Source organism: Zobellia sp. 1_MG-2023 (genome assembly GCF_030549125.1).
Lineage (GTDB): Bacteria > Bacteroidota > Bacteroidia > Flavobacteriales > Flavobacteriaceae > Zobellia > Zobellia russellii.
This window is the reverse complement of record NZ_JAUOSY010000006.1, coordinates 139,247-164,445: the sequence shown is the minus strand read 5'-3', so window position 1 is coordinate 164,445 and position 25,199 is coordinate 139,247. Positions and strand designations below refer to the sequence as shown.

The window sequence follows — 25,199 nt, the reverse complement described above, 5'->3', positions numbered from 1 at the left end:
AATTTGCGATATAACTCAAATGAATAATTCTCTCATGCTCTGGTAATTCTATTTAACGAGATATTTTTCTATTATAGCTTTGAGTTGTTCACTTTTTAAAGGCTTGGATAAATAATCTATAACAGATGTATAACTTTTGGCCTTTTCAATATCTTCTGGGTCTACAGAAGAGGAAACCATATAGATGGCAATTTTCTTGCTTATTTTGTCCTCAAGAGCTTGATAAGCTTTTAAAAACTGAAAGCCATCCATTATGGGCATATCAATGTCCAGTAGTATTAGGTTGGGTAAAGCCTCTACATTGTTTTGATTTTCTGTTATATAATTTATAGCTTCTTCTCCATTGGGAAAGACCGAGGTCTTATGTTCGATTTTTAAGAATTTTGCGGACTGAATAATTGTAAACCTATAGATATCATCGTCATCAACAATACAAAGGTGAAAGGGGTTTTTCATATGTTTTAAAAAAAATTAATAATAAAGGTGGTGCCTTCGTTTACTTTACTTTCTATGGCTATAGTTCCTCCCATAGCTTCAATTTGAGTTTTGGTCATAAATAGACCAATGCCTTTTGCTTCAGGATGATTATGGAAAACTTTGTTCAAACCAAAAATTTTATGACCGTGTTTATCAAGGTCTATACCCAAACCGTTATCCTTAAATTTTAAAATTACGTTGCCATCATTTATTTCCGAGGTAACTTCTATTTGTGGTATACGTTCTTTGGATTTGTATTTTAAAGAATTGCCGATTAAATTTTGAAAAACACTATCTAGGTATATTTTGTGGCATTGTATAGTGTCTACTTCAGAAAAATCACTTTTTATTACGGCATTGCATTTTGAGATTTCAGCAGTAAATATCTCTTGTGTTCTCATAAGTACTTCTCTAAAAGAAACCTCGCTACGTTCTACGGAAGTATCATTTTTTGTACTCAATGCTTCAATGAGCGTATTAAGGGTTAGGGTGAGATGAGAAATTACAATTTCAAATTTTTCGAACAGCTCATTTCGTTCTTCCTCATTATCAATCAACTTATAAATATCTACAAGTGAATTTAGATTACTTACCGGTGCGCGTAAGTTATGAGATGTTATCTGGGTAAAATCTGCCAGTTGTAGATTTTGGGCCGTTAATTCTTCTGTGAGTACTTCTAGTTCTTCTTTAGCTTTTAAAATTTTATGCTGGTAATCTTTTTCTGCCGTTATATCTCTTACTACTACAGATAAAAGAAAGCCTCCCTCCAATTGTAGAGGTCCCAGAGTTACCTCAACGGGAATTTCATTTTTCTGTTTATCGTACATATAAAAATCATCACCAATATCATAAGTTTTTATTTCTGGATTGGCGTAAAAGGCATCTCTCAGAGGAGCGCGTCTTTCATCAAACCTAGATGGAATCAAAAGGTCTATGGATTGGCCTACCAGCTCCTGCGGCGTATAACCGAACAGACGTTCTGCCTGTAAGTTTATCATTTGTATAATGTTGTCCTTACCAAGAATAAGTGTTGCGTTAGGAGCGGATTCCAATAAAGCTTTAAACTTCATTTCCTCTGCCCGTTGTTCACTTACATCTTGCAAAGTACCCAGCATTTCAGTGACATTATCAGAACGGTCAATGTTTACAGTAGCTAATAATTCTACCGTTTTTATCTTACCATTTTTTAGTACAATCCGGTGTACAACTCCCTCAAATTTTTTGTGCTCTATTAATGCATCTATTTTGGTTGTAACCCTTTCTTTATCATCCGGGTGAATAAAACCAAAATAAGTATCAAAAAAAATGGGTGTTCCTTCGTCAACTTCAAAAATGCGGTAGAGATTAGCTGACCATTTTATGTGGTTAGTGGAAAAATCCCACTGCCAGTTACCAATTTTTGAAATTTGTTCAGCAAAACCTAAAAGTTGATTGTTACTTCTAAGCTCATTTTCAATAATTTTTTGGTCGGTTACATCTTGGGAAACTCCAAGAACATTTACAATCTCACCACTTGAATCTTTTATAACCTTCCCTTGTACTTTGACATAGATTAGTTTGTTATCTATTATGACGCGATGCGAAAAACCGTCAAAATATTTTTTCTCGATAATTTGTTTTAGACTGGTTCTTACGTGGTCTTCGTCTTCCGGATGTACATCTTTCAATAAAGTATCTAAAGTAAACTTTGAGTTTTCTTCTATTTTAAGAAGACGGGCCATATTCTCGGAGCCTATTATAGTATCACTTGCAACCTCCCATTGCCAATATCCAAATTTAGCTCGCTCTTGAGCAACTTTAAAGAGTTGGTTTTTTTCTAAAAGTTCATCTTCAAATTGTTTTATTTTGGTAATGTCTTGAGAGCTACATATAAAACCTTTTAAATCAGAATTCTCGTCTAAGATGGGTTCTCCCAAAACTTGAATAATTCTTTCAGAACCATCATCTAGTAAGAAACGATGAAAAAATGTTTCAAATTTCTTGTTTTTAATAGCATTATTGAGACAAGACCTAACGTCTTCAATATCTTCTGGATGGACGGCTTCCGTTAATTCATCAATTGTAATGCGTTTTCCATAAGGCACTTTTACGATTCGCGATATATTTTTGGAACAAGTAATTAGATTCGTTTCCAAATCCCATTTCCAATGGCCAATACTGGCTTTGTTTTCTTGGAAATTTAGAAGCTCGTTTTTTTCAATTAATTCGTTCTCCGAAACTTTACGGACCGTAATATCCTGTATCATTCCAGAAACTTTTATTCGCTCATCAGAGGATTTAATGCGTTTACCAATTAACAGTACCCAAATTGAAGTTCCGTTGGGAACTTCTAATTCAACTTCATGGTTAAAGGATGTGTTGGTTTTAGCGGAATTTGCTATAATTTTTTTAATAAATTCCCACTTGCTTTGATTCCTACAATACCCAGTAGTTTTTTCATCACGTAAATCAATGCCATTTGGCCATTGCAGTATTTCATAACAAACTTGGTCAAGATTATATGTGCCTGTTTCAATATCAAAAATCCAATAGCCTATTCTGGCTATAGCATTTAATTCTGCTATAGCGCTATCTAAATTTTGTATTTGAAAATTTTCAATATTCATATAACTAAGCTTGTACTTTTACAAGCAACTAAGGTTTAATTGAATAAAGTATTTCTGTTCGAAATTTTATAAAATTGATACCCAAGGTACATATTAACTAATTCGACATTAATTGAGCTAATTTATTGTATATTAATATAGTTAATATCTTACAATAAATGAATTTTTTATCACTTATACGTATTTTTTAAAATCTTTTCTCAAAACATTAAAAGACCGTAACAATTTTTTTGATAATGTGCATCTTAAACAACAATTTGATGCTTCAACAATACTAATTTGTTTTTTCAAATTGCTTTACTTTGCAAGAGCTTAAAAATTACCTCATGCAAAAACCAAGTTGGAAGACAGCAATTGAATTTGAAGATATAACCTATAAAAAATCTAATGGTGTGGCCCGCATAGCCTTTAATAGGCCAAATGTGCGTAATGCGTTTAGACCAAAGACTACAAGTGAACTTTACCAGGCTTTTTATGATGCTCAGGAAGACACCTCTATTGGAGTGGTTTTACTTTCGGCGGAAGGACCTTCGAGCAAAGATGGCGTATATGCTTTCTGTAGTGGTGGAGACCAAAAGGCTAGAGGAGAACAAGGATATGTAGGGGAGGACGGTATGCACCGTCTTAACATTTTAGAAGTACAGCGGCAGATACGTTTTATGCCCAAAGCGGTTATTGCGGTAGTACCGGGTTGGGCCGTAGGAGGCGGTCATAGTCTTCATGTAGTTTGTGATCTTACCTTGGCGAGTAAGGAACATGCTATCTTTAAACAAACCGATGCCGATGTAACCAGTTTTGACGGTGGTTATGGGTCGGCTTATCTGGCAAAAATGGTAGGGCAGAAAAAAGCGCGTGAAATCTTTTTTCTAGGTCGTAATTACTCTGCTCAAGAGGCATATGAAATGGGAATGGTAAATGCTGTAATACCGCATGATGAACTTGAGGATACCGCTTATCAATGGGCTCAGGAAATACTTGAAAAATCGCCTACGTCCATTAAAATGCTAAAATTTGCAATGAACCTAACGGATGATGGTATGGTTGGTCAACAAGTCTTTGCAGGTGAGGCTACTCGTTTAGCGTATGGTACTGAAGAAGCAAAAGAGGGGAGAAACGCATTTTTAGAAAAGCGGAAACCTAACTTTGGAAAGAATAAATATATTCCATGATGCTTTGGTGAAGCATTTCTTTATGTCTAACTATTGAAACACAATCCTTTTAAAACCAGAAAAAGCCCATCCGGTAAGGAAAAGGCTCTTTCATCGAGAACACTATATGAAAATGAAAAAATTTACTTTTTGTTTTTTGTAACACTGTAAACTTACGGCATGCTTGTCGTTTCTCTAAACTATTGTTGCGAGCCAAGGTAAAATTGTTGTGTAACGACGCAAAAAGGATATTTAAGTTTTTTCGTACGTGTTTCGTGAGCCTAAAATGATGGATTTATTTGATTGCGGCTAGTATATTTTTAAGGAAAAGGTTTATATCAAAATCGGGTTCTTCGGCAAGTCCCGTCCGTACCACTACCAAATCTTTTGATGGAATGATAAAAACACGTTGGCCCTGATAGCCATTAGCGGAATAAAGGTCTCTAGGTACATCGGGATATTTTCCGTTGGCATTAAGCCAGAAATGGCCGCCATAGGTACCGTCTGAGTGCAAAGTGGGTTTGGAAACGTAGTCCACCCAAGAAGCATCAAAAAGTTGTTCTCCGTTCCAGTTACCCTTGTTAAGATATAACAGGCCAAATTTGGCCCAATCCCGTGTTGTGGCCCATGCGTAGGATGATCCTACAAAATTTCCTTTCATATCGGTTTCAATGAGCATACTGCTCATTCCAATTTTATCAATTAGGGCTTTGTAAGGAAAGTTAATGTACTCTTGATGCGTTTTAAACCTTTTCCTTAAAATGCCGGATAATAGGTTAGAAGTGCCCGAGGAGTAGTTCCAGATTTCAGTTGGCGCAGCAATAGCTTCTTTCTCTCCTTGTGCCTTGGTCATGTCAGCATCCATAAAAAGCATGCGTGTAACATCGGATATAGCGGTATAATCTTCGTCCCAAGCAAGTCCACTTTGCATTCGTAACAAATGGTTCAAGGTAATATTCTTCCTGTTGTCCTTGTCCCAGTTCTTTAAAAGTACTGGCGTATTCAGGTCTATTTTTCCATTGTATTCTAAAATACCGTATAAGGTGGCCAATACGCTTTTGGTCATGCTCCAGCCCAATATGGGGGTGTCTTTGGTAAAACCTTCCAGATATTTTTCTCCTATGATGTGGTTCTTATGGGCTACGAGCACCGTTCTGGTCTTTTGCACGTCATTGTTAGAGAAAGCATGTTCCAGAGCTTTCTGCAGCTGGTCATAATCTACGTTGCTGAAAATGGTGTCTTTGGCTTCTTCATCCCCGTAAGGGAATTTTAATTTATTATTTTGTTTTACACGCTGCGGAGTGGGGATTATGGTATTTGGGTCATAATCATCGTTTACTAGCGTACAGCCCAAACCTTCATTACAGATGGCTTTTCGCTCCATAAGCCCAAAAACAGAGGCCGATGCACTCTTGCCGTCCGTCTCAACATCGGCAAGTTTTATGAGGGGAACATCATTATCGTTAAGTTGAACGGATTCGGCACTACGGTCCGTAATAAAAACGGTTGAGGCCATATTTTTTGAGGCATAACCAGAAATGAAATTTAGTTTGGGGAAATTAAAGTATACGGCCACGGTAAGAAGTACAAATAAAATTAAAAGGATGCGTTTGATAATTTTCATGGAATTTCTGGGATGTTGAGATGAAAAATACACCAAAAAAGTGTAAAAGTAAATGAATTTGTAAAACAGTCTGTTAGATTTTATAAATTGCTTACCATGAAAATACTCGTACCTCTAAATATACCCGACAAAGGCATTGATTTGCTGAAAAGCGAAGGTCTTGAAGTAACTAAATGGACCAAGGACCGGCCCATGACCAAAGAAGAGCTCTATGAGGCAGTGGCAAAACACGATGCATTATTGAGCACTAATAACTACAAGTTGGATGCCGATTTTTTAAATGCGAACAGTCATCTAAAAATCATATCGCAATATGCGGCAGGTTATGATAATATTGATGTTGAGGAGGCAAAAAAGCTCGGTATTCCTATTGCCAACGCCCCCAACTCTATGACCGATGCTACGGCAGATATGGCCTTTGCACTCGTTTTGGCCGTATCCCGAAAAATGTTCTATATGCACAAGACCATTGCTAAAGGTGAATGGCAACATTTTAGACCTCAAGCCAATTTGGGCATTGAGCTTAAAAATAAAACTGTTGGTGTTTTTGGATTGGGGCGGATCGGATTGGAATTTGCCCACCGTTGTAAAGGTGCCTATGGAATGAATGTAATTTATTGCAATCGTTCTACAAACAGAGAAGCGGAAGAGAAACTTGGGGCAACAAAAGTAGATTTTAACACACTTCTAGAGCAGAGTGATGTAATTTCTGTGCATTGTGCACTTACCCCGGAAACAAAATTCAAGTTTAATGCCGAGGCATTTAAAAAAATGAAACCTACAACTATTTTTGTTAATACCGCAAGGGGACAGGTCCATAATGAGAGGGACTTGATTATTGCTTTGGAAAACAAGGAAATATGGGGCGCAGGGCTTGATGTAACCGATCCTGAACCTATGCAAGAAGATAATCCTTTATTGTCTATGGAGCAGGTAGCGGTTACGCCACATATTGGTTCTGCCACTGTTGAAGCCCGTGATCAAATGTCAGTTTTTGCGGCACATAATATTTTGGCGTTTCATAGAGGGGAACCTATACCTTATCCTGTATTTTAAAAATTATGTAGCTTTAAAGGAAATCCTTTTAGCTATGTTCAGAAAGATAATAGTACTTCTATTGCTTCTTTTTCTGTACCAATCATGTACAGAAAAGGAGAATGAGTATATCTGGAAAACAAAAGAAGTGCATGTTTCCGCTTATAATTCTGTTCATTGGCAGACAGATGACCAGCCCAGTTTGGCAGCTTGGGGAGACACACTTTCTCCGGGCATGAAAGCTATTGCCATTTCTAAGGATTTATTGGATTTGGGGCTGGAACGTGGTACCCATGTAAAAATTCCGGGTCTAGAGGGAGTTTATGTGGTGATGGATAAGATGAACAGCAGATGGAAAAATAAAATTGATGTTTATATGGGTTCCGATGTTGATAAAGCTAGGGATTGGGGTAAAAAGAAACTTAAAATTAGATACCGTGTTAAGCGGGAAGCCGATATTAAAAAAGAATGATTAAAAAATTTAGAACACTTGCAGCGCTTTTATGCTGTGTAGTTTTTATGCACTGTAAGCCCGTAAAGGAAACAGTACGGTCTCCCAAAATTGTAGATAAGCCTATAATCTTTGATGAAACCCGCAGACAACTAAGCTTGGAATATCTTAAAGATCGTTACGGGTTGGAGCGGAGCAGCCCTAATATAAACCCCAAGATGATTGTTTTGCACTGGACTGTAATACCAAGCCTAGAGGAATCTTTTGAAGCCTTTAACCCACCAACCTTACCCAATTGGCGACCTGATATTAAAAATGTAAGTGGTTTAAATGTGTCTTCTCAATTTATGGTAGACCGCGATGGTACCATTTACCAACTTTTACCGGAGACCACAATGGCCAGACATATTATTGGTCTTAACCATTGTGCTATTGGAATAGAGAATGTTGGAGGTACGGAGGCCTTACCACTCACTGAAGCACAGCTCAAAGCCAATATTGAACTAGTTAAATATTTGGCTAATAAATATGCTATAGATTTTGTTATAGGGCATTATGAATATACTAATTTTGAAGGGCATCCTTTATGGCTGGAAAAAGACAAAGGTTACCGTACCGTAAAAACGAATCCCGGACAAGATTTTACGAACAAGGTAAGACAGGCCGTTAAATATCTTAATTTTGAACCCGTACCCCAAAAATAGATTACCCAATGAGAGTATTTTTTTCTGTATTATTTCTGCTGACAAGTTTGTATTCTACCGCGCAGCAGCAAGATTTAACCACCTCACTTTATGAAACTTACGAAACCTACAAAGAGCCGTTACTAGAAAAGAGACGCATTAAGCATAAGGATATACAGCCTTTGATAGAGAAGTGCAAAACCAATCCAAAATTTAAAGTGGCAAAAGTTGGTACTTCAATAGAAGGCCGTTCGTTGTCATTGATTAGCATTGGAGAAGGCGAAACGGATGTTTTTTTGTGGTCACAAATGCATGGGGACGAGCCAACGGCTACACAGGCTATTTTTGATATTTTCAACTTTTTGAACAGTGATGACTTTTCTTCCGAAAAACAGGAAATTCTAGCCAATTGCACCTTACATTTTCTACCGATGCTAAATCCGGATGGAGCGGAAGTTTTTCAACGTAGAAACCTTTTGGGAATTGATATTAATCGTGATGCATTGCGGTTGCAATCCCCCGAAGGGCAAACATTAAAACGAGTGCGTGATAGTTTGGATGCCGATTTTGGTTTTAACCTGCATGACCAAAGTACGTACTACAATGCAGAAAGAACCGAAAAACCTGCTACCATTTCTTATTTGGCGCCGGCATACAACTACGAAAAGGAGATAAACGAAAAGCGGGGCAACGCCATGAAGGTTATTGTCTTTATGAACAATATTATCCAAAAATATGCCCCGGGACAAGTGGGGCGTTACAATGATGATTTTGAGCCTAGAGCTTTTGGGGACAATATTCAAAAATGGGGCACAAGTACTATTTTAATTGAGTCTGGAGGCTATCACAACGATGTAGAAAAGCAAGAAATCAGAAAATTGAATTATGTTTCTATCCTATCTGCTATCTATACGATTGCGAAAGAAAATTATAAGGATATTGCTATTTCCGAATATGACAAAATACCGGAAAATGACAGGAAACTTTTTGACCTTAAAATTGAAAATGCAACATATCCTCTTTCGGGAAAGGATTACATTTTAGATATTGGAATGAACCGTTTGGAGGTAGATAAAAAAGGGCATAACAATTTCTGGTACAGCAGTAGGATACTGGACCAAGGAGACCTTTCTACCTATTACGGATATGAAACTTTAGACGCTACAGGGCACGCCATAGTTCAAGGTAAAGTATACCCTAAATTATTAAGTTCTATAGAAGCCTTGGGAAGCTTGGATATACGCGCTCTTTTAAAATCCGGTTATGCCTATGTACGGGTCGAAAATATACCTACAACAAAATTGGCATCTCCTTTTCCTATCCATATGATTGGCAAGAGGTATGAGGTGCCTGATTTTTCAATAGAAGTAGGGCTAAACCCAACCTTTCTTCTTAAAAAGGATGGGGTCTTTACGCATGCCGTAATAAATGGTTTTCTTATCGACTTAAATAGCGATAAAAAAACGAATTTTAAAAATGCAATGATTTACCGCTAAGGGTATTTTGGCTAGCTGCTAATAGCCAAACCGCGTAGCCATTTCGGACATTTCCGAAGCGTGTATAGCAATTCTAAAGTACATTGTAATTGCCATTGTTGCAATTAATGCAAATAACGAAAGGGTCAAGGCCTGGTACCATTTAGGCATTCCGTTTAAAGCGGTGTTTTGAATAATAACTGTTAATACATCCATGTGTTCTAATTTTGCCATTTAGCATAGCACGTGTTCTTAGGATGTAGGCGTTCATTTTCGAATATGGGGGTACTCGTTGTTCTTTAGACAACGAAGTAGTCAAAAACCCTACTTAATATTATTTTAATTCGTCAAACGGCACAAAAAAAGGGAGAACGGTATGTTCTCCCTTTTTTAACCATCAAGTTTATTAACTTAAGTTTATTTGCTATTAAAGCGATTCTGCATCTAAAAGAGCAAAGAACTTGTTTAAGTTAGGAATGATAACAATTTTAGTACGTCTGTTGATCGCTCTGTTTTCTCTTGTATCATTATCTACTAAAGGCAAGTAGCTACTTCTACCGGCAGCAATCATTTTAGTTGGATCTACCTTGTATTTGTTCTGAAGGATATCTACAACGCTAGTAGCACGCTTTACGCTTAAATCCCAGTTGTTACGGAACATTTCAGTGCTAATGGTTTTAGAATCTGTGTGACCTTCTACCATAACTTCCATACTTGGTTCAGAGTTGATTACTTGAGCCAATTTTTCAAGAATCTTATTGGCCTTACTGCTTACACGGTAGCTACCGCTATTAAAAAGAAGTTTATCCGAGATGTTTATCATAACAACAGTCTTGTCTATGTTCACATCTACATCATCTTCATCATCAGAGATAGATTTCTTTAGGTTGTAAGAAATAGCCAAGTTCATTGAATCTTGCAACGTTTTAGCTTCGGCCAATTTAGAAGGGTCAACTTTTGCAAGTGTGGCTCTCATTTTGGCTTTGGTGTTGTTGCTCATTACGGCAACATCATCAACAGAAGTCATTTGGCTATCGTTAATTTCCTTTAAGGAATTGATTTTAGAATTGTATTCTACAACGCGAGCTTCTATCTTGGCCATTTTACCTTCAAGTTCTTCTTTCTCAACTTGAGTCTTCGTTAATGCGCTCTGCGTTTCTGATAAATTATTCTCAAGAGCTACATATTTCTTCTTAGAAACACAAGATGCCATTAGCGTAACGGCAAGCGTACTTAGGATAATCGATTTTTTCATTTTAAATGTTTTGTTATAATATTGATTACTAGTAATACGAAGCAGGGCTATAATTAGATGTTAAAGCCTATTAACATTTTTCGATTATCTGTTATAGAAACAGGTTGAATAGCAGTGTAATTGTTTGATATTGAGATGCCACAGTTTTAATATGTCCCATAAAAAAAGACACCTAAATTAGGTGTCTTTTTTTATATTTTGATAAGAACCGAAGTCTTATTCACAGCCTCCGGTAAAGCCGTCAGCATTAAATTTCGTCTGAACGGCGCCTTGTAAGCTTCCTTTTTTAACTTGAATTGCTAAGTTATTGTCACCGCCTCTTTTTGGGCTACAGTACTCAAAAAGGTAAAAACTACTTGCTCTTTCGGAAACCAAATCGGATATCTTATTAAAAGTATCTTCCAATTCTTCCTTATTTGCCGCAAACTCACTAGAGGTTTTTCCAATAGCGGTTAACGCTTCCGTATCTATTTCAGCTCCTAAACCAATAGTGAAAAAAGAAATATTTGGATCCGCCGTATCAACCTTTTTCTGAGCGGCTTCTTTAGAGTAGCGTGAAGCTTGGTCTCTACCATCCGTAAATATAACTACGGATGCAGCCCCAATTTTATCTCCCTTTGTACTTTCGCTCAATAGATCTGAGGCTATATCGGTAGATTTAATAACAGCTCCGTAAAGGTCTGTAGAAACATCACCGCTTATATCTTTATTGAGTCCGGCAATAGCTTCGGTCAATTCAGATTTTTCAGAAGTTAGAGGGTTAAGTTCGTGCAGGACATCTTCACCATCAAACCAATAAATGGCCATTTTGTAAGATTCCTGAGTAGTGGCCGGCATTACCGTGTTAACAAAACTGGTACTAGCACTTTTCAATTCTTCCAGACTACCGCTTAAAACACTATTACTTAAATCTAGTATTAACAAGGTGTTGCTAGAAAATATTTGCTCGTTAGGAGAAATTCTGGCATTGGACTCCGAAGTTGAAATAGTATTAAAACACTCATCATTTCGGCCTTGCTCATAAATAGTAAACTGGTCTGCGGTCAATCCTGATACCGGTGTACCGTCACTATTGGAAACTTTAAAGAAAACAGAAACTTTTCCGGGGTCTTTAGTAAATTGATCTTGTATGGAAAGTATTAAGTCATTTTCCCCAAGGTCAAGACATTTGTCAACTGGCTGTCCTTTTCCGAGTCCATCGCCTGTATTCAAGGCATAATTTACATCATCATCGGCATTTCCACAGGAAACGAACAATACAATTGAGAATAAAAATAAAATACGATTTAAGGAGGAATTCATTTTCAAGGTTTTTACGTTCAACCATCACAACGCAAATTTTCAATTAAAAGTATGATGACGGAAAAAAAAGATGTTAAAGAATGTTAATGACAAGGTTTGGTATGGATTTTCGGAACCGGTCAAAATTATTTTTGGATATCTTTTGTTTAATGGAATAGAAAATGAAATTCTGGCAAGAACATGAAAAATCAACATAAAATTCTCTACATGATAGAGGTGAGATTGGTGATATTTCTATCTTAATAGTGCGAGTGAGAACTTTATACACTGTCAGTAGGAGAATTTTGAAAAATTTGTGTTGAAATAGTGCTAGTTAAAGCTAAAGAAATTGTTAAAATACGATTGAAAGATTAAAATTTTAATACCTTGTAAAGGTTAAAGTCAGAAACTTAATTAAAAGAAAATATATGCCAACCTATCAACTCACGGTAAACGGAAAGTCCCAAACGGTAGAAGCAAGTGAAGACACCCCATTATTGTGGGTGTTACGCGACCATTTAAATATGGTAGGCACAAAATTTGGTTGTGGAATTGCTCAATGCGGTGCATGCACGGTTCATGTAGAGGGTAACGCTACTAGAAGCTGTTCTTTACCTGTAGCCTCAGCAGAAGGAATGTCAATCACCACAATAGAAGGTTTGTCCGAAGATGGTTCGCATCCCGTACAACAAGCATGGAAAGAAGTAGACGTGCCACAGTGTGGTTATTGCCAAGCCGGTCAAATGATGACGGCTTCTGCTTTTCTGGCAAAAAATCCAAATCCAACCGAAGAGGAAATAAAAGATGCAATGAACGGTAACATCTGTAGATGTGCCGCATATAACCGTATCAAGAAAGCGGTTGGTGTTGCTGCCGAAAAAATGGCCTAAAAATTCTATTATGCTTTTGAATTGAACAAAAGCCGCAATTTTATAACAAACTGCTCATGTCACAATCATCCATACAATTTAGTCGAAGAAATTTTTTACGAACGTCGTCGTTGGCAAGTGGTGGCCTTTTAATAGGTTTCAACCTTTTTACAGCTTGTAAGTCAGATGTAAAACCTCCAGTGGATCTGGCAGATTTAAATTACAATGATTTTAACGCCTTTATAAAAATAGCCAAAAACGGTGCGGTAACTATTTTTTCACCCAACCCGGAAATTGGACAAGGTGTAAAAACTTCCATGCCTATGATCATAGCCGAGGAACTAGATGTTTCTTGGGATAAGGTATATGTGCAACAAGGAGCCTTGGACACAAAGAACTATACAAGACAAATTGCAGGCGGTAGCCAGTCTATTCGTTTTGGATGGGATGCCTTGCGTCAAACAGGGGCTACGGCCAAGCAAATGTTGGTGAATGCCGCTGCGGCACGTTGGAACGTAGATGCATCGGAACTGTCAGTAAGCGAAGGAATAATTACGAACAAAGCAGGCGAGACCTTAAGCTACGGTGATGTTGTAGATGAAGCCGCTGTTTTGGAAGTACCTGAAAACGTTACCCTTAAAGAACCTAAGGATTATAAGATCATTGGTACGGATAGGCGTAATGTAGATATTGATAAAATTGTTACAGGTCAACCATTATTTGGTATTGATTATAAGGAAGAAGGAATGCTTTATGCTTCCGTTCTTAGACCTCCCGCTTTTGGGCAAGAATTGGTCTCTTTTGATGCTACAGAGGCTAAAGCGCTTCCGGGAGTTGTAGATGTTATTCAGATTGGAGACAAAGCAAAAGCTTTATTAGGTGGGGAAAAAGTAAACTGGACGGCCCAACTTAGTGGGTCAGGTAAAGTTGTGGTTTTGGCAAAAACTACTTGGGACGCTTTTAAAGGTAAAAAAGCGATTAAAGCTACTTGGAAAGAAGCTACTCCTTTGGAGAGCAATGAATTTCATGATGAAAAATTAAATGCCCTTTTAGATGGTAAGGAATTTGTTACCATGCGTAAGGATGGAGATGTTGATAAGGCATTTGCACAAGCGGATAAAGTTTTGGAACGCACTTATGAATCGCCTTTCCTGCCTCATAACTGTATGGAGCCCATGAACTTTTTTGCCAACGTAACCGATGAAAAAATTCATTTGGTAGGTCCTGTGCAAACTCCAGAAGATGCGGCCAATACCGTAGCAGAACTTTTAGGACGTGATGTAGAGGACATTCACTTGGAAATGACCCGAATGGGAGGTGGTTTCGGTAGAAGGCTCTATGGCGATTTTGTATATGAAGCTGCAGAAATTAGTAATGCTGTAAGAAAACCAATTAAAATGGTTTCTTCACGAGAAGATGATATGTCTACCGGTGTTTACAGACCGGCCATTAAATATAGGATTAAAGCGGCTATTAAAGATGGGCAATTAACCGGTTATCAATTGAAAGAAGCTGCCATTAATGTAAACATGTATGGTCTAATTCCTAATTTCTTTCCAGCAGGTGCCGTAGAGAACTATCAGGTAGATGTAGCCAATTATAAAAGTAATATTACCACTGGGGCATGGCGTGCACCATATACAAACTTCCTAGCATATGCGGAACAAAGTTTCTTTGATGAACTTGCCGAAGAAATGGAAGTAGATAAAATTAAGATGCGTTTAGACCTTTTGGAAAAGGTAAAAGGTACGGAAGATGAACGAATTCAATATTCGCCGGAGCGCATGCAAAATATTATAAAAATGGCCGTTGATAAATCCGGTTGGGGAAAACAGCCTAAAGGAACTTACCAAGGGTTTGTGGCATACTATTGCCATAATACGCACGTTGCGGAAGTTGCCGATGTTCAGATTGAAAATGGTCTACCGGTAGTTAAAAAAGTAACCTGTGTTGTAGATTGCGGAATTGTAATAAACCCAATGGGCGCGTTAAACCAAATTGAAGGTGGTATTGTTGACGGTATAGGACATAGTATGTACGGCAGTTTTGGATTTGAAAACGGACAGCCTACGGCCAACAACTACGATAAATACCGTTTGGGACGTATGAAAGAAGCCGCTGTGGTAGAAACACATTTGGTGCAAAATGAACTTTCTCCAACAGGGTTGGGAGAGCCAACGCTGCCGCCAGCAGGTGGGGCCGTAGCTAATGCGCTAAAAGCTGCAACGGGCAAAAGGGTATACAAGCAACCTTTTATACAAGATGCAGAATTGTGGAAGGTAAAAGAAGAAGAGATATTGGGCTAGAAAATAGACCATGATAAAAAATCATTTTCTTTAATCCGATTACGGTTTATATGACGCATGAACTAAAAAACATAGTTAGGGCTTATAAAGCCGCTAAAAAAAAGAAGCAAAAGACCGTCCTCGCGACGGTCGTTGCTTTAGAGGGCTCTTCGTACCGTAGGCCTGGGGTGCGTATGCTCATTCAAGAAGACGGAAAAAGAGTTGGGGCCGTAAGTGGTGGTTGTGTAGAAAAAGAAATTGTTAGGCAGGCAGAAACAGTTTTTAAGGACGATGTGCCAAAAATGATGATTTATGATGGGCGCTATCGCTTGGGTTGCGAAGGTATATTGTATATTTTAATAGAACCGTTTGTTCCAGAGGTTGATTTTCTCAATGCTTTTGATTTCATTTTAGAAAGTAGAAAACAGTTTAAAATAATTTCGTCCTATACAAAGGAAGAAGGAAGTTATGCGGACCTGAGTTCGTTTTTGGTGTTTAACGGAGAAAAAATTGGATTTAGGGCTACTGCGCTTTTGAACGGTGATGGAATGCTATTTGAACAAGACATGAAGCCTTGTTTCAAATTGGTTATTATTGGTGCCGAACACGATGCGGTTCAACTATGTTCCTATGCTTCGCTAACGGGTTGGGAAGTAACGGTTGTAGCTTCGGCGGCAGAGGAAAAAAGTATAACGGACTTTCCCGGAGCCAACATATTTATTACCGAAGAGCCTGAAACCTTGTCCATTCTTGATATAGATAAGCAAACAGCAATTGTCTTAATGACACATAGTTACGTTCGTGACTTAAAGTATTTGTTAGCCATCAAAGAATCAGTTCCTGTGTACTTGGGCTTATTGGGGCCCGCAAAGCGAAGGGAGAAGTTATTGAATGAATTCATGGATCATTGCCCTGAAGTTTCGGACACTTTTTTTGATATGATTCATGGTCCAGCCGGTTTGGATATTGGAGCGGAAACAGCTCAGGAAATCGCCTTGGCAATTTTATCGGAAATACTTTCGGTTACAAGAAATAAGGAGCCTATTATGCTCAAGAACAAATTGGGAAGTATACATACTTAATGAAGAAGACCCCTGACCACATTGCTATTCTAATTTTGGCCGCAGGAGCTTCTTCGCGAATGGGTAGGCCAAAACAATTGTTGCCTTGGGAAAACACGTCGTTATTGGAACATGCGATCCGGACAGCAAAAGCCTCAAATGGCACGGAAGTGATGACGGTTTTAGGAGCCAATGCCCGCATGATACAATCTCATCTAGAAGAAGGGGAGCGTTGTGTAGAAAATCCCTTGTGGCAATCCGGTTTGGGTAGTTCCATTGCTTGTGGTGTAAGAGAGTTGTTGCAATCGGGAAACACTATTTCAGGAGTACTCATAATGTTGGCGGATCAGCCTTTAATCAATTTTAAGTATTTAAACTCGTTGATCGAGGCATCGTCCAATAACCAAAATAGAATAATCGCTACAGCTTATAAGAATAGGGCAGGAGTACCCGCTCTTTTCCCCAGAAGCTATTTTGACGAGCTTTTAAAGCTGGATAAGGATTTTGGGGCAAAACAGCTGCTGGAGCGGGAAGAAATTATAACAATTTCCGCAGGTGACTGTGTAGTGGATATTGATACGGCAGAAGATTATGAACAACTAAAACAGAGGAATGAACCTGAAACTTAATATTGCGTTTTTAGTATTGATCAGTGGTGGCCTAGCGGCTCAAGAAATGAGTTTTGAGGAATACAACCCAAAGTCTACGTTGGTTGTTCCCGGTCATGAGGTAAAGCGGGCCAAGTACCCCTTTATTGATATTCATAGTCACCAGAGAAATATGAGTGCGCAAAGTCTTAAAAACTTGGTTGCCGATATGGATGCCCTAAACGAAGGAGTCATGGTGAACCTAAGTGGCGGTTCCGGTAATGAACTTGCAAAAAGTGTAGACAATATTGCGGAGAATTACCCCAATAGGTTTGTTGTTTTTGCCAATGTAAATTTTGATGGCGCCGGAAAACCTGGTTGGACAGAAAGAACGGTGGCACAATTGGAAGCTGATATTGAAAAAGGTGCCAGAGGTTTAAAAGTTTTTAAAAGCTTGGGCCTTCGGAATCTAGATAGTGATGGAAAACGCCTAGCCGTAGACGATGCCCGTTTAGACCCTATTTGGGCAAAATGTGGGGAACTAGGTGTGCCGGTGTTGATTCATTCCGCAGATCCAAAATCATTTTGGGATGATATGAATTCTGATAATGAACGTTGGTTGGAGCTGAAAACACACTCACGCCGTAAACGTTCCGATACAGACCCAGCACCATGGCAACAGATAATTGATGAACAGCACCGTATGTTCAAAAAACATCCCAAAACAAAATTTATAAACGCCCATATGGGTTGGTATGCCAACGATTTACAGCAATTGGGAAAGTTTTTAGACGAAATTCCCAATATGTATGTAGGTATAGCGGCCGTCATTGCAGAGTTAGGGCGTCAGCCGCAAAATGCGCGAGCGTTTTTCATTAAGTATCAAGACCGCATTTTATTCGGTAAGGATAGCTGGAAACCAGAAGAATTTCCAACCTATTTTAGGGTCTTGGAAACAAATGATGAATACTTTCCTTATTATAAAAAGTATCACGCGTTTTGGGCAATGTACGGTTTAAACTTACCGGATGAAGTTCTTAAGAAAGTCTATTATAAGAACGCGCTTAGTTTGGTTCCTGGATTAGATAAAAGCTTATTTCCGGTTGACTAATCGGCTTTACAACATCCGTAGAAAATCTTAACGCTTATTTTTTGCGAATACGTTAAAATCGAGCGAAATTAAAACCCTAAACCCTAAACCCTAAACCCTAAACCCATGTGCTCAAAGACCCACTGCTTTATAATTCCGCCTTATTTACTTGAAAAATTGGCAAAATACGGTAATACTAGTTGTAAAAGAGCTTTAAATGATTCGGCTAGAATTGTTGACCGCAGACGAAGCAGTCTAAACAATCTTTTGTTACGCAACGAAGCGGAAGGTAATGGAGAGCGTTTTATCTATGATTCTAAAAATCAGTTCGAGCAAAGGTTGGAGTTGGTGCGAAAAGAGGGGCAAGATGATGTAGAGGATGAAAGTGTGAATAAGGCTTATGAGACCTCGGGTTTTGTTCGTGATTATTTTAGAGAGACTTTTGGTCTTAATTCCATTGATGGAAACGGTTTGGATATTATTTCTAATGTGCATTATGGCGAAGCATATAATAACGCCTACTGGGATGGCGACGAAATGACGTATGGTGACGGTGACGGTAAAGAATTCACTGATTTTGCCAGTGCCATAGATGTTGTAGCCCATGAGTTGGTACATGGCGTAACCCAGTTTTTCGCCAACTTGGAATATCAAAGTCAACCTGGGGCGCTCAACGAACATTTTTCGGATGTTTTTGGTACGGTCATCAAGCAAAAGTATCTAAAACAGGATATTTCCGAAGCGGATTGGCTTATTGGAGATAGTGTGGTAACGGAGGCATTTCCCGGGGTGGCCATTCGTTCTATGAAAGCTCCCGGTACGGCCAATGATTTTGATACACAGCCGGACCACATGGACAATTATTACAACGGAGCAGGGGATAACCAAGGGGTGCACATCAATTCAGGTATACCCAATAAAGCTTTTTATCTCTGTTGTTTGGAAATTGGCATTGATGATTGTGCATTAATTTGGTTCGAAACATTAAAATCACTCTGGCGTACGGCAGATTTTAATGATATGGTAGAAACATTGGTAAGTACCGCACAGCAGCTGGTATCGGAAAATAGAGTTGCTGAAGCCGCTGTTGAGGCGGTAAGTACGAGTTTTTCGCAAGTAGGTCTAACCCCAATTGTTGTCTAATGAAATATCATATAAACATAGAAGGCGGATTTACGGGAATTCCCAGACAGTTTGAAGGTGAAATAGACTTGGATAAAGCCAAGGAAGAAGAAATGCTGAATGCCCTTGCGGAAAAGCAAGAAAAAAATAGTCAAATACGGGACGGTTTTACGTATACCGTAAAGCTTATGGATAATAACGGAGTGTATGAATCTCAGTTTAATGAGTCCAATCTTCCGAGTTCCCTCCGCACTTTTATTACGGATATTCAAAAAGGAAACAACTGAACTGCAAGTTCATTAAAATATAAAATGACGAAACCTAAACTGCTTATTTTTGACATAAACGAGACACTTTTAAACATGAAGCCCTTGGAGGAAGCTATAAACACGGCTTTGGCTTCTCAGCATGCTTTTTCATTATGGTTCAGGACCTTGTTGCATTATTCCTTGGTGGAAACCCTAACGGGCAATTATGAAGATTTTAGTGCTGTTGGAAAAGCAACGTTACAAATGACTATGAAAAAGTTTGGTAAAAACCTTTCAGATGCTCAAGTAGATAGCATTTTAGGGAATATAAAAAAATTACCGGCGCATGATGATGTAAAAAAAGGTCTAAAACTCTTAAAGGAAGCAAATATAAAGTTGGTAGCGCTTTCTAATGGAAATGAAAAGGTTTTGAACGAGCAATTGGAGTTTGCTGGTTTGGCATCTTATTTTGATGCTATTATGTCCGTAGATGTTGTTGCGCGTTATAAACCTGAAGGCTCATCATATAATTCAGTTCTGGCAAAGATGAGTGAATCGGCAGAAAACACTATGATGGTGGCAGCCCACGGATGGGATATTTTGGGCGCTAAACGGGCCGGTTTACGAACAGCCTTTGTTGCACGCGAAAATCACGCCATTTATCCGTTAAAGGGGATGCCTGAGATAGAGGGCAAAACTATTCTAGAGATTGCCCGTGTAATTACAGAAAATTAAAGCTTTGCTAGACTTTCTTTTTCGTCTAGATTGCCATAATCTTGAAAAATACCACAAGAATATTCCTTCTTGATCAATGATTTTTCTTCTTGTTTTTTCTTTCTGGCCAAAACTTCTATTTGAGGAGATAAGTAACCCATGTTTTCTATTTTTTAAGGTATCGTTAAAACGTCTTCAGTTTAAAATTGTTGTCTTTCTTTTCGATTTTTAGTCGAATTACAAGTCAAATGTAAATCGGTATTTTAAAAGGGGATATCATTTTACAAAAACTTTGTGATTTGATAATTGAACCCTTGAAAATGAACAGTATAAAGGTATGCAACGATTTGTGTGATATCGCATAGAATACTGATTCAAAAGCACAAGAATGGCTTAAAAAAAGAAGTGATTTAAGAATATTGTTGAAGAATCTATAAAACTACAAGTTGCTTTTCTATGTAACTTTTAACGAGCATTAAATTCATTTTTAAAACCAATGCTGCCGAAGGGATATTGTCATCTTCAATGGCGGAGATTATGGCATCATGTTGATCGTTGGAGTTGTAATGAAAAGAATCATTGGACATAAAAGCTCGCTCATAGAAAAACACACGGGTTTTGAGGTCTTTTAGAATCTGTTGAAAAACGGGATTTTTGTAATTGGAAGTTAGTAACCGGTGAAACTCCATATACGCATTAACACGTTCCAGTGCATCTACTGCATTGGCAATGGCGTCTCTTTGTTTTTTGAGCTTGTTAATGGCACTTTCGTTAAACGTAGATTCTTCCAGGGCAAGAACTTCTAAATGGGCTACAAGCTCATATAGGTTTTTGGCCTCTTCCGGATTTACGGCGGCAATTACAAAACCACGGTTGGGAATGGCCCGCACAATATGGGACTGCTGTAACTGAGTTAGTGCTTCACGAATAGGGGTGACGCTCACGTTTAATTTACGGGATAAGGCGGCAAGGTTAATACCTTGTCCGGGTTGTAAATCTCCCTTTTGCATTTGTCGTAAAAGGTGTTCCCGTACTTTATCGCGTAATATGATGCTCATTCCCATATCGTAAATATAGTTATCGTATACGATTTTACAATGTTTTTTTAAGTGAACTGATTTCAGGTTTGTTGTTCATTGAACTTGGAATAGTGTATTTGGTCTTAAAATGCCCCTGAACTATAATAAAATACAGGAATACCCGTTCTGAGAGCAAAACCTATAAATTTGATTATGAGCTATTTGTTTAAAAATGTTAGACCTTATGCACTAGTGGTAGCCACTAGTCTTTTGGCGTTCAGCTGTAGTGATGATGCCAACGAAATTCTAGATAACGAGCAAGATCAAAAAATTGATCAGACCGAAATTAAGACCGTTCTTGAAACGGATGAAATGTCCAGCTCGGCTGATATGATCGTTCAGGACTTGTTTAGTAATAGAGAGTCCGGTAAATCTGCCAAGGATGCTTCATGCTATGTTGCGGAATATTCCGATACAGGTTTTACGGTAAGTTTTGACAATTGTTCCGTAGAGGGCAATGACGAAGTCTTAAACGGTTCTTTAAGTGTGGTATATGGTTCGGATAACGATTCATACGCCTATTCCGTAACGTATAATGATTTGATGGTGGGCGGAATTGGTTTAGATGGAACCAGGGCCTTTGCCATAAGCCAAGGAGAAGATGATTCTCTTGTTTTTGATGTAACTGTTGATATGACGTTAACCCTTGAGGACGATAAAAAGATTTACGAAAAAGGAACCAAATCTTTTGCTTTTGTTTTTGGTGAAGAAAAGAACATGCTTACTATTGATGGTGATTGGATTCTGAAATCAGACAATGATACATACACTATTGGTATTACCTCAGATTTAGAAGCTGAATTTACGTGCGATTATATAGGAAAGGGTACTATGAATTTAGATAAAAATGGTTTAGCTGTTTCTGTTGATTTTGGAGATGGCACTTGTGATGATACCGCTACACTTATATACCCAGATAGTACAGTTGAAACTATTTCTTTAAAATAGGATTAACACCAACAATAAAACAAAAAGCCCTTATCCAAACGGATAAGGGCTTTTTTGATTTTTAATCGCTAAGTACCTATAGGGTTTTTAAATATTCAATTAAAGCGGTGCGCTGTGTATCGCTAAGGTCATCTCCAAAAGTATGCCCACCATTACCGTAACCTTTTATGGTGGTATCATACGTTTCTTTGTCCACTTTAGAAGTTTCTTCTGTGTAGTTCCATCCTAGGTTCTCTTTGTCATAATCGGTACTGCTGTAGCTTCGGCTCCAATATTTAGGACGTTTAGAGCTGTTCAGAACTTCGGCAATAGTTGCTACGGAACCGTTGTGGAAGTAAGGGGCGGTTGCCCAAACGCCATCTAGGGGAGGAGCAATATATCCGCCTTCAGCGTTAAATTCCAATCCATTGGCGCCTGTGCCGAACCATCCCGTATTGAACCAATCCAGAAAATAATCGTTTAGTTCCGATGGTTCTGTGTAAAGTTTTGATAATTCAGGGTCGGTTCCTATTGTGGAAAGGGCAACCAAAAGGTTGGGGTACGTTTCGTTATCGCCATAAGAACCATGGCATTTTACACAATTTTCTTCAAAAACCGGTTTCCCTTGTGCGGCAAGGTTAGCATCAATTTCAAAAGGATAGTCGGGAGCTTCAATGCTGTAAATGTAAGCTAGAACATCAGGCATTTTTGGGTCTAGTTCCTCCGCTTTTGCTTTGTCATCCAACGTAAGCAGGCTAGAGCCAATAAATGATTTGCAAAAATCTTTACGTCCTATTGCGTGGTAGAACATAGCATTTTTCTTTTTCAACAACCACCAAGCCGGAACATCCGTAGGAATGACCTCGTCCGGCACACCAACATGAGGTTCGTCTGTCCACTCCAAAGTATTTTTATCTCTGTACGCTGCTAAAACACGGGTAATCTTATCGGCGGGATTGGCTCCTCTGGTTTCGGTGAGTGTCTTTGGACCAATTGCTTCTATACTTTTTCTGAATTGATCAAAAGCCTCCCATTCATCACTATCTTTTCCACCGTACAAAAATGAAATACCTGTACTTACTAAATCCATATTCACGGCCCTGTTGATAGTAAAATCCGCCGCATGGCTACCTAATCCTAGCACAAATTCATTGTTTATAAAACCGGCATGGCAAGACATACAGTTAGGAGATACTATTCTAACGCCGTTGGCCGCATCTACGGCCGTGTATTCATAGCCAATATTGGCGTTATCTCCACTACGGTTCAAAACATTGCTATTGTCAGCTCCAAAACCCTGTAAAAAAGCTTCGTAAGGTACGCCGGAGCTCATGTAGTTTCCTGAAATTAAAAACTCATAACCAATTGTGGTATCGCCGGTTCGCTGTGCAGATGCAGGAATAGCATCAACTTCTATTATGGGTTCCGGGTTTGGATCAGGAGTTGGATTAGGGTTTTCTTGATCGGGTAAGGGTTCATATTCATTGTTGTCACTAGAACAGGCATACCCGGTTATCAATAGAACCATTAGGACAAGGATGTTGATAGGTCTTTTCAAAATATAAAGTTTTATTCGCTTGAAACAGAAGGATGTAATGCTGTTGAAAGATACTAATATATGCCGTTAATGAATGTTTTAACTCGTGAAGGACAAAAATAATAGATAAACCGAAAACTAGGAGGCGTGGAACTGAGCTAGGTAATAATTTGTAATTTATTTTTCGGAATTCCCTTTTACTATCGCTCCAAAGCCATGATTTGTTATTGGGTAAACGAAAAGAAACATAAAAGCAGACTTCTTTCTTATGTGAAAATTATCTACAAGTATTTGTTAATGAGTTGACTAAATCCATTTTGTTGAAGTAATTCGGATGGTTTGTCTCCTTTAATTTCTTAACATGGGAATCAGAATAAAATAAAAATAAATCCGTACCTTATCAACCTAATTTTAAAACAAGAAAAATACCGAATGGCTAAATCGCAGCAAACTTACAACAAGACTGAAAAAGAGAAAAAACGTCTAAAGAGACGAGAGGAAAAACAGAAGAAAAAAGACGCACGTAAAGCTGCTGCAAAAGAAGGTGGAGAAGGAATCCCTTTCGCCTATGTTGACCATAACGGTAACCTTGTAGATACCCCGCCAGATCCATCCCAAAAAGTTCAGGTAGATGCCGAAGACATTGTTTTAGGTATTCCTAAAAAAGAAGAAGGAGATGAAGAAGAATTTGACCCTGTACGCAACGGTAAGGTGTCGTATTTTGACTTCTCAAAAGGATTCGGTTTTATCATTGATTCCGAAAATCAAGAAAAGTATTTTGTTCACGTAAGTGGTCTTATTGATGAAATTAATGAGAACGATAAAGTATCTTATGAACTTGAAAAAGGGATGAAAGGTATGAACGCGGTACGAGTAAAGAAAATATAACTTTTTTCTCCTTCCTAGTTGTCGTAACGTATCCTAATTAAGCAAAACCCTTAGGGTTTGTTTTCTGTAACTATGAAAAAGTTCCTAACTCTTTTTTTAGTAGTACTTACTACCTTCTGGTCTTGTACCCCTACGGCAAAAAGCCTGTTTAATGGTAAAGACTTGAGCGGTTGGCATATAGATGTGCCTGCAATGGACAGTACGGATGCAAGAAACCCTTTTATTGTAAGAGATGGCATGTTGGTAAGCTTAGGCACGCCGGCAGGCCATATCATTACGGATAAAACTTACGAAGATTTTAGATTGGATGTTGAATACCGTTTTGCCGGTGAACCCGGTAATTGCGGAGTTCTTGTGTTTGCCTCTACGCCACGCTCACTTTACAAAATGTTTCCTAAATCTATAGAGGTGCAGATGATGCATGAAAATGCGGGTGATTTTTGGTGTATTGTTGAAGATATTATGGTAGACGATATGTTGGAACGCCGTGGGCCCAAAGCGGAATGGGGCATTACAGAAGGCAAAAAACGTAGGATTCTTAACCTTACCGATGGTTCTGAAAAACCGGTAGGTGAGTGGAACCGTATGACCATAGAGTGCCTGAAAAATGAAATTAAAGTTTGGGTGAACGGAGATTTGGTCAACCATGGTTACAACGCTACGGCCCAAACAGGGCAGATTGCATTGCAGGCCGAGGGTTCCGAAGTAGAATTCCGTAAAGTAGAACTACTACCTATTTCTCAATTAACAGAGTAAT

At 38.5% G+C, this 25,199-nt stretch carries 25 protein-coding genes; 16 read left to right on the top strand and 9 right to left on the bottom strand.

From position 1 onward, the window contains the following. Positions 1-48 precede the first annotated feature (48 nt). Complete coding sequence (locus Q4597_RS14000; RefSeq protein WP_215440287.1) at positions 49-456, bottom strand: response regulator; 408 nt, start codon at positions 454-456, stop codon at positions 49-51. A 5-nt stretch (positions 457-461) separates the two neighbouring features. Then, positions 462-3,083, bottom strand: coding sequence for a PAS domain S-box protein (locus tag Q4597_RS13995; protein WP_303406681.1), 2,622 nt, complete (start codon positions 3,081-3,083; stop codon positions 462-464). A 326-nt stretch (positions 3,084-3,409) separates the two neighbouring features. Here Q4597_RS13995 and Q4597_RS13990 point away from each other — a divergent pair, with 326 nt between their 5' ends. After that, positions 3,410-4,252 carry a 1,4-dihydroxy-2-naphthoyl-CoA synthase gene (locus Q4597_RS13990; protein ID WP_215440291.1) on the top strand — a complete coding sequence of 281 codons (843 nt, stop codon included), beginning with the start codon at positions 3,410-3,412 and terminating at the stop codon, positions 4,250-4,252. A 274-nt stretch (positions 4,253-4,526) separates the two neighbouring features. Here Q4597_RS13990 and Q4597_RS13985 read toward each other — a convergent pair whose 3' ends face one another. Further along, entirely contained in the window at positions 4,527-5,855 is a 1,329-nt protein-coding gene (locus Q4597_RS13985; protein ID WP_303406679.1) for a serine hydrolase, read from the bottom strand. 96 nt (positions 5,856-5,951) lie between these two features. Here Q4597_RS13985 and Q4597_RS13980 point away from each other — a divergent pair, with 96 nt between their 5' ends. Genes Q4597_RS13980 through Q4597_RS13965 form a run of 4 tightly spaced genes read left to right on the top strand, consistent with a single transcriptional unit; the run spans position 5,952 to position 9,520 of the window. Then, positions 5,952-6,911 carry a D-glycerate dehydrogenase gene (locus Q4597_RS13980; protein ID WP_303406678.1) on the top strand — a complete coding sequence of 320 codons (960 nt, stop codon included), beginning with the start codon at positions 5,952-5,954 and terminating at the stop codon, positions 6,909-6,911. 34 nt (positions 6,912-6,945) lie between these two features. After that, the gene (locus Q4597_RS13975) at positions 6,946-7,362 is read left to right on the top strand and encodes a 3D domain-containing protein (RefSeq protein WP_215440297.1); all 417 of its coding nucleotides are present in this window, start codon (positions 6,946-6,948) and stop codon (positions 7,360-7,362) included. A gap of 47 nt (positions 7,363-7,409) precedes the next feature. Beyond that, positions 7,410-8,045: an N-acetylmuramoyl-L-alanine amidase gene (locus Q4597_RS13970; RefSeq protein WP_303406793.1), complete on the top strand. Its 636-nt coding sequence runs from the start codon at positions 7,410-7,412 to the stop codon at positions 8,043-8,045. 8 nt (positions 8,046-8,053) lie between these two features. After that, complete coding sequence (locus Q4597_RS13965) at positions 8,054-9,520, top strand: M14 metallopeptidase family protein (protein ID WP_303406677.1); 1,467 nt, start codon at positions 8,054-8,056, stop codon at positions 9,518-9,520. A gap of 18 nt (positions 9,521-9,538) precedes the next feature. Here the strand turns inward: Q4597_RS13965 and Q4597_RS13960 are convergent, their stop codons facing one another. The 3 genes from Q4597_RS13960 to Q4597_RS13950 all read right to left on the bottom strand — a co-directional run bounded on the left by Q4597_RS13960 (position 9,539) and on the right by Q4597_RS13950 (position 12,056). Then, positions 9,539-9,715, bottom strand: coding sequence for a hypothetical protein (locus Q4597_RS13960; RefSeq protein WP_215440301.1), 177 nt, complete (start codon positions 9,713-9,715; stop codon positions 9,539-9,541). A gap of 211 nt (positions 9,716-9,926) precedes the next feature. Then, positions 9,927-10,754: an OmpA family protein gene (locus Q4597_RS13955; protein ID WP_215440303.1), complete on the bottom strand. Its 828-nt coding sequence runs from the start codon at positions 10,752-10,754 to the stop codon at positions 9,927-9,929. A gap of 216 nt (positions 10,755-10,970) precedes the next feature. Further along, entirely contained in the window at positions 10,971-12,056 is a 1,086-nt protein-coding gene (locus Q4597_RS13950; RefSeq protein WP_215440305.1) for a VWA domain-containing protein, read from the bottom strand. Positions 12,057-12,463: 407 nt separating this feature from the next. Here Q4597_RS13950 and Q4597_RS13945 point away from each other — a divergent pair, with 407 nt between their 5' ends. The 8 genes from Q4597_RS13945 to Q4597_RS13910 all read left to right on the top strand — a co-directional run bounded on the left by Q4597_RS13945 (position 12,464) and on the right by Q4597_RS13910 (position 20,032). Beyond that, on the top strand, positions 12,464-12,925 hold the full coding sequence (locus Q4597_RS13945; protein ID WP_289042008.1) for a (2Fe-2S)-binding protein: 462 nt from the start codon (positions 12,464-12,466) through the stop codon (positions 12,923-12,925). A 56-nt stretch (positions 12,926-12,981) separates the two neighbouring features. Continuing rightward, on the top strand, positions 12,982-15,210 hold the full coding sequence (locus Q4597_RS13940) for a molybdopterin cofactor-binding domain-containing protein (protein ID WP_289062740.1): 2,229 nt from the start codon (positions 12,982-12,984) through the stop codon (positions 15,208-15,210). 50 nt (positions 15,211-15,260) lie between these two features. Beyond that, positions 15,261-16,271, top strand: coding sequence for an XdhC family protein (locus tag Q4597_RS13935; RefSeq protein ID WP_303406673.1), 1,011 nt, complete (start codon positions 15,261-15,263; stop codon positions 16,269-16,271). Beyond that, entirely contained in the window at positions 16,271-16,879 is a 609-nt protein-coding gene (locus Q4597_RS13930; protein ID WP_303406672.1) for a nucleotidyltransferase family protein, read from the top strand. Before Q4597_RS13935 ends, Q4597_RS13930 begins: the two co-directional genes overlap by 1 nt. Further along, entirely contained in the window at positions 16,863-17,948 is a 1,086-nt protein-coding gene (locus tag Q4597_RS13925) for an amidohydrolase family protein (protein ID WP_303406670.1), read from the top strand. The genes Q4597_RS13930 and Q4597_RS13925 overlap by 17 nt, the downstream gene beginning before the upstream one ends. 105 nt (positions 17,949-18,053) lie before the next feature. Next, entirely contained in the window at positions 18,054-19,070 is a 1,017-nt protein-coding gene (locus tag Q4597_RS13920; RefSeq protein WP_303406668.1) for a M4 family metallopeptidase, read from the top strand. After that, positions 19,070-19,336, top strand: a complete 267-nt coding sequence (locus Q4597_RS13915) for a protealysin inhibitor emfourin (protein WP_303406666.1) — start codon at positions 19,070-19,072, stop codon at positions 19,334-19,336. Before Q4597_RS13920 ends, Q4597_RS13915 begins: the two co-directional genes overlap by 1 nt. A gap of 24 nt (positions 19,337-19,360) precedes the next feature. Then, entirely contained in the window at positions 19,361-20,032 is a 672-nt protein-coding gene (locus tag Q4597_RS13910) for a haloacid dehalogenase type II (RefSeq protein ID WP_303406664.1), read from the top strand. On the opposite strand, the gene Q4597_RS13905 is transcribed toward Q4597_RS13910, so the two are convergent. Together Q4597_RS13905 and Q4597_RS13900 are read right to left on the bottom strand one after the other, a co-directional pair. Next, positions 20,029-20,172: a hypothetical protein gene (locus tag Q4597_RS13905; protein WP_215440314.1), complete on the bottom strand. Its 144-nt coding sequence runs from the start codon at positions 20,170-20,172 to the stop codon at positions 20,029-20,031. The genes Q4597_RS13910 and Q4597_RS13905 overlap by 4 nt on opposite strands. Before the next feature lie 270 nt (positions 20,173-20,442). After that, positions 20,443-21,069, bottom strand: a complete 627-nt coding sequence (locus Q4597_RS13900) for a GntR family transcriptional regulator (protein ID WP_246560609.1) — start codon at positions 21,067-21,069, stop codon at positions 20,443-20,445. Positions 21,070-21,243: 174 nt separating this feature from the next. Here Q4597_RS13900 and Q4597_RS13895 point away from each other — a divergent pair, with 174 nt between their 5' ends. Further along, complete coding sequence (locus tag Q4597_RS13895) at positions 21,244-22,038, top strand: hypothetical protein (protein ID WP_303406661.1); 795 nt, start codon at positions 21,244-21,246, stop codon at positions 22,036-22,038. Positions 22,039-22,114: 76 nt separating this feature from the next. On the opposite strand, the gene Q4597_RS13890 is transcribed toward Q4597_RS13895, so the two are convergent. Further along, positions 22,115-23,575, bottom strand: coding sequence for a c-type cytochrome (locus tag Q4597_RS13890; RefSeq protein WP_303406659.1), 1,461 nt, complete (start codon positions 23,573-23,575; stop codon positions 22,115-22,117). 411 nt (positions 23,576-23,986) lie between these two features. Between Q4597_RS13890 and Q4597_RS13885 the strand changes: the two genes are divergently transcribed. Both Q4597_RS13885 and Q4597_RS13880 read left to right on the top strand, forming a co-directional pair. After that, on the top strand, positions 23,987-24,442 hold the full coding sequence (locus tag Q4597_RS13885; protein WP_215440318.1) for a cold-shock protein: 456 nt from the start codon (positions 23,987-23,989) through the stop codon (positions 24,440-24,442). 72 nt (positions 24,443-24,514) lie between these two features. Then, the gene (locus Q4597_RS13880; RefSeq protein WP_303406656.1) at positions 24,515-25,198 is read left to right on the top strand and encodes a DUF1080 domain-containing protein; all 684 of its coding nucleotides are present in this window, start codon (positions 24,515-24,517) and stop codon (positions 25,196-25,198) included. Position 25,199 lies beyond the last annotated feature (1 nt).

Excerpts from the sequence above, each read along its gene's own strand:
- Q4597_RS13940 (WP_289062740.1), top strand. The coding sequence starts at position 12,982 with ATGTCACAATCATCCATACAATTTAGTCGAAGAAATTTTTTACGAACG.
- Q4597_RS13945 (WP_289042008.1), top strand. The coding sequence starts at position 12,464 with ATGCCAACCTATCAACTCACGGTAAACGGAAAGTCCCAAACGGTAGAA.
- Q4597_RS13910 (WP_303406664.1), top strand. The coding sequence starts at position 19,361 with ATGACGAAACCTAAACTGCTTATTTTTGACATAAACGAGACACTTTTA.
- Q4597_RS13965 (WP_303406677.1), top strand. The coding sequence starts at position 8,054 with ATGAGAGTATTTTTTTCTGTATTATTTCTGCTGACAAGTTTGTATTCT.
- Q4597_RS13880 (WP_303406656.1), top strand. The coding sequence starts at position 24,515 with ATGAAAAAGTTCCTAACTCTTTTTTTAGTAGTACTTACTACCTTCTGG.
- Q4597_RS13920 (WP_303406668.1), top strand. The coding sequence starts at position 18,054 with ATGTGCTCAAAGACCCACTGCTTTATAATTCCGCCTTATTTACTTGAA.
- Q4597_RS13930 (WP_303406672.1), top strand. The coding sequence starts at position 16,271 with ATGAAGAAGACCCCTGACCACATTGCTATTCTAATTTTGGCCGCAGGA.
- Q4597_RS13925 (WP_303406670.1), top strand. The coding sequence starts at position 16,863 with ATGAACCTGAAACTTAATATTGCGTTTTTAGTATTGATCAGTGGTGGC.
- Q4597_RS13955 (WP_215440303.1), bottom strand. The coding sequence starts at position 10,754 with ATGAAAAAATCGATTATCCTAAGTACGCTTGCCGTTACGCTAATGGCA.
- Q4597_RS13980 (WP_303406678.1), top strand. The coding sequence starts at position 5,952 with ATGAAAATACTCGTACCTCTAAATATACCCGACAAAGGCATTGATTTG.
- Q4597_RS13995 (WP_303406681.1), bottom strand. The coding sequence starts at position 3,083 with ATGAATATTGAAAATTTTCAAATACAAAATTTAGATAGCGCTATAGCA.
- Q4597_RS13950 (WP_215440305.1), bottom strand. The coding sequence starts at position 12,056 with ATGAATTCCTCCTTAAATCGTATTTTATTTTTATTCTCAATTGTATTG.
- Q4597_RS13895 (WP_303406661.1), top strand. The coding sequence starts at position 21,244 with ATGAGCTATTTGTTTAAAAATGTTAGACCTTATGCACTAGTGGTAGCC.
- Q4597_RS13905 (WP_215440314.1), bottom strand. The coding sequence starts at position 20,172 with ATGGGTTACTTATCTCCTCAAATAGAAGTTTTGGCCAGAAAGAAAAAA.
- Q4597_RS13960 (WP_215440301.1), bottom strand. The coding sequence starts at position 9,715 with ATGGATGTATTAACAGTTATTATTCAAAACACCGCTTTAAACGGAATG.
- Q4597_RS13990 (WP_215440291.1), top strand. The coding sequence starts at position 3,410 with ATGCAAAAACCAAGTTGGAAGACAGCAATTGAATTTGAAGATATAACC.
- Q4597_RS13970 (WP_303406793.1), top strand. The coding sequence starts at position 7,410 with ATGCACTGTAAGCCCGTAAAGGAAACAGTACGGTCTCCCAAAATTGTA.
- Q4597_RS13885 (WP_215440318.1), top strand. The coding sequence starts at position 23,987 with ATGGCTAAATCGCAGCAAACTTACAACAAGACTGAAAAAGAGAAAAAA.
- Q4597_RS13900 (WP_246560609.1), bottom strand. The coding sequence starts at position 21,069 with ATGAGCATCATATTACGCGATAAAGTACGGGAACACCTTTTACGACAA.
- Q4597_RS14000 (WP_215440287.1), bottom strand. The coding sequence starts at position 456 with ATGAAAAACCCCTTTCACCTTTGTATTGTTGATGACGATGATATCTAT.
- Q4597_RS13975 (WP_215440297.1), top strand. The coding sequence starts at position 6,946 with ATGTTCAGAAAGATAATAGTACTTCTATTGCTTCTTTTTCTGTACCAA.
- Q4597_RS13985 (WP_303406679.1), bottom strand. The coding sequence starts at position 5,855 with ATGAAAATTATCAAACGCATCCTTTTAATTTTATTTGTACTTCTTACC.
- Q4597_RS13935 (WP_303406673.1), top strand. The coding sequence starts at position 15,261 with ATGACGCATGAACTAAAAAACATAGTTAGGGCTTATAAAGCCGCTAAA.
- Q4597_RS13915 (WP_303406666.1), top strand. The coding sequence starts at position 19,070 with ATGAAATATCATATAAACATAGAAGGCGGATTTACGGGAATTCCCAGA.